3 protein-coding genes and 2 pseudogenes are annotated in these 2,928 nt (G+C 58.7%); all 5 read right to left on the minus strand.

Going from position 1 to position 2,928, the window contains the following annotated elements; genetic code table 11:
- Window positions 1-404, minus strand: a pseudogene (locus tag E5W70_RS31680) (Crp/Fnr family transcriptional regulator); the annotation flags it as partial.
- A 571-nt stretch (window positions 405-975) separates the two neighbouring features.
- Entirely contained in the window at window positions 976-1,221 is a 246-nt protein-coding gene (locus tag E5W70_RS33275) for a DUF982 domain-containing protein (protein WP_366509776.1), read from the minus strand.
- 980 nt (window positions 1,222-2,201) lie between these two features.
- Window positions 2,202-2,486 carry a hypothetical protein gene (locus tag E5W70_RS31685; protein ID WP_292665210.1) on the minus strand — a complete coding sequence of 95 codons (285 nt, stop codon included), beginning with the start codon at window positions 2,484-2,486 and terminating at the stop codon, window positions 2,202-2,204.
- Complete coding sequence (locus E5W70_RS31690) at window positions 2,455-2,667, minus strand: hypothetical protein (RefSeq protein WP_292665212.1); 213 nt, start codon at window positions 2,665-2,667, stop codon at window positions 2,455-2,457. The genes E5W70_RS31685 and E5W70_RS31690 overlap by 32 nt, the downstream gene beginning before the upstream one ends.
- 70 nt (window positions 2,668-2,737) lie before the next feature.
- Window positions 2,738-2,928 (minus strand): annotated as a pseudogene (locus tag E5W70_RS31695) (hypothetical protein); the annotation flags it as partial.

The raw sequence follows: 2,928 nt of genomic DNA on the forward strand, positions 1-2,928 counted from the left end.
TTTGTGAATGGCTCGGCGTCCATGCTGACAACCTCGGCCTCCACCTGAATGTAACAATCATGCTGGGAGCGATCGCCGCCCATGATCAGCGCCGAGCCGGTCATGCCCTCGAAACCAATGACTACAACTTCGGCGTCGACCTCCGGCCGGAGTTTCGCCACCACCGAGCCGATCCCCGTCTCAAAGAAGTAGACGGCCTCGATCGCGGCGTTTGCGGTTTCGAGCTGGGACCTCAATGGCAGAAAGCTGCTGTGAAGGTGAGGGCTGAGCAATTGCAGGTCGGCCGGAGACATGCGCCGCAGCAGTTCGTTTCTATACGCAGTTTCTGGGCTATGAATTGGCTGCCCGCGGTCACGGTCTGAGTAGGCGAGGCCAATTTTTGAAGTGTTGGGGCTGCTCATCATGGCTCCCTCCCGAATTGGGGCGGGAGCGCGATGCTCGCTCTCAGCCAGCGATGCCCTTAACGTTTATCGCCGATCAAAGCAGGCTACGCCTTTCGAGCCGGAGAGTCCCGAAAATAGTTAACGATCACGTAGGCCGCCCTACGGGCTTGCAGGTGTCGGCGATTGAGAATCTGGCCCCGCACGCCTCACGCGGATCAACCCTGTCGTAGGCCGAAGGGGGCACGCCCAAAGCCCGGTGAACCCGCAGTATCAGTGAATTTGTCTGATCAGTTTGGGCACCCTAAAGCACCAATCCGGTGTAGGGGTGGCCGACCAGCTGCGTGCTAGTTGTTCTGCGTCAGCACCCCCTCCTCCTTGGCAGCAGCCTTGAAAGCCTTGCGGGCCCGGGTCGCCCGGTCCCTCGACGGCGTGGATGCAAACTTGCACCGCCTTCCTCCGCTTAGGTCCCATCTTGGTCCACTTCAGGAGTTCCTCTGCGGCACCCTCGACATTGTTGCACCCGTAGGTGACCCCAGGACGGTCGGTCTTGACGTGGACCGGAGGGAGAACCAATGGGTAGCCATGACACCTACTACTCAGGGGAGAGATACATTTTGGCCTCCTTAGCGGCAGCCTCAAATGCCGTTCGTATCACGTGAGAGTCAATCGGATCGCCCTCCACAGCCGACAGGCAGAGGGTCACCGCCTTGTGCCAGCGAGGTCCTCTCCGGGTCCACGTCTTTAGCTGCTCAAGGGCTGCCCTCGCATTGTTGCAGCTATGCCTGTCACCGGCTTCAGTCCTTACGAACACCGGGGGGACGAACCAATGGGTTTCCATGAGGGGAATGTAGGGCGACTAAAGGGTTTCGTCTTCCCCAAATGGCTTCACGGATGACGCCGCGCAACGGTTCGTTGGGCATGTTTGAGGCCGTGATGGGACTGTCTCCAAACGTTTATCGACCGTCTTCGAAACGCTCGGTAGGCGGGCAGGCATGCATCATCTCCCAATGGGTGTCGCCCTCGCCATTTCGCTTGCATTCGGTTTAGTCGTGACGGCGATTGCCGCGAAGGATCAGTCGGAAGGCTGCGGCACGCGATGCTCATCCGTCCTTGGCGATGTTCCTATGAGGGGCACGCGCCACGATGTGGAGGCGGGACCGAACATCGGGCACACCGAGCCCTAAATAGAGGAATAGAGGGCTGTAGCATCCTCCTTCTTAGCAGCCTCGAAGGGCCATATGTGCCTCTTCTGGTGACGCTCGGCCCGCCAATGCCTCCGTGCAGAGCTGCACAGCCTTCTTCCACTTGGGTCCTTTTTGGTTAGATGGATTTCTGAGCCATCGGGAATGCCAGTGCATACTACGTGGCATTGTCCGCTACTGGCAGCCGAAGGGCATCGGCAACTTCGACTATGGCGTCTCTTATCTCTTGGTCTGTCGCGACCAAATGAGGTGCCGCCTCCCGAACCCGGCGTAACGCGACAGAAATCGATATTGTGTCCTCCCAGTCAGCCCTGTTGAGGACCGCATTAATTGCCTCCTGCAACACTGGATCGATCCTTGCAAAGCCCATCCAACCCCCCGGTTGTAAGCGTTTGATGATACTACCGTAGTCTTAAGGATCAATTCGATACGAAAGCGTACCGAGGGCTCCTCAGCTACCTCCTGCTCTCGCTGGTTAAGCACTTAGAGCGGGAAGAGCGGGCTGCCTACACAGTCGTAGCGCCACACGCATTCGGGAACAAATGCAATCCTTCGCCGGTTAACCATTCGCAGCGGTCGATCCGTCTCGGTGCAGCCACTGTTTGGGGTCCGTCGCCTATCCCTCCGGGGCGGCGGGCCACCGATTAGAGTGGAAACTGAACGTCGGCCCGATCTCGCGCTCCAAGGCAATACGGGCCTTCCCTAGTGAGACCAACAGCCACTTCAAAACGGCTTCGTCCGTTTCGGCAGGTTCACCGAAGCGCCGGTCGCGTTCAACGATCCTGTCCTGTATCGACACAAGGATTTCGTACCGAGCGACAACGCTCGTCAGGATTTCCTGATGATGGGAGATCATGGGGCTTTCCGCGCTACAATCGGGCATAAAGTCGAAGGGGTTCATAAAGAACTGCCTCCTCGAACTCGCCCTCCGAGAAGAGTTCCATTGCGCTGACGCTCAGGCGCTCCGCCTGCTCGCTTCCTACTGGAATGCCTTCCTCGGCGCATACACGATCAAAGACCTGCTTCAACAAAATCAGGTCGCCAGGATAGGCAATGCCACTCATTGAGCTGCTGCTGGTCATAGACTGTTCCCAGTGCGGGCGGACGCGGCGGGCTCCCTCTAGCCGAGCCCAATGCCAAATCGCCTAGCCTTCAAGTCGCACGACCCAGAGCGGATGAAACTACAGCCGCTTCCGTTCCCGGCAGTTCGAACAGCATGGGCAGATGGCGACACTCGGCTTCGTCCACGATCAGCTCCTCGATAGTCGCGATGGAAAGATGGCTTTTAAGGCGCAGCCGGACAACCGCCGCGAGTTTGTGAACGGGGACCGGTACCGCCCCGG

It is taken from the genome of Mesorhizobium sp. (assembly GCF_005063415.1).
GTDB lineage: Bacteria > Pseudomonadota > Alphaproteobacteria > Rhizobiales > Rhizobiaceae > Mesorhizobium.

What these genes read in the sequence shown, in the direction of transcription:
- E5W70_RS31690 (WP_292665212.1), bottom strand. Translation starts at nt 2,667, where the DNA reads ATGACCAGCAGCAGCTCAATGAGTGGCATTGCCTATCCTGGCGACCTG.
- E5W70_RS31685 (WP_292665210.1), bottom strand. Translation starts at nt 2,486, where the DNA reads ATGAACCCCTTCGACTTTATGCCCGATTGTAGCGCGGAAAGCCCCATG.
- E5W70_RS33275 (WP_366509776.1), bottom strand. Translation starts at nt 1,221, where the DNA reads ATGGAAACCCATTGGTTCGTCCCCCCGGTGTTCGTAAGGACTGAAGCC.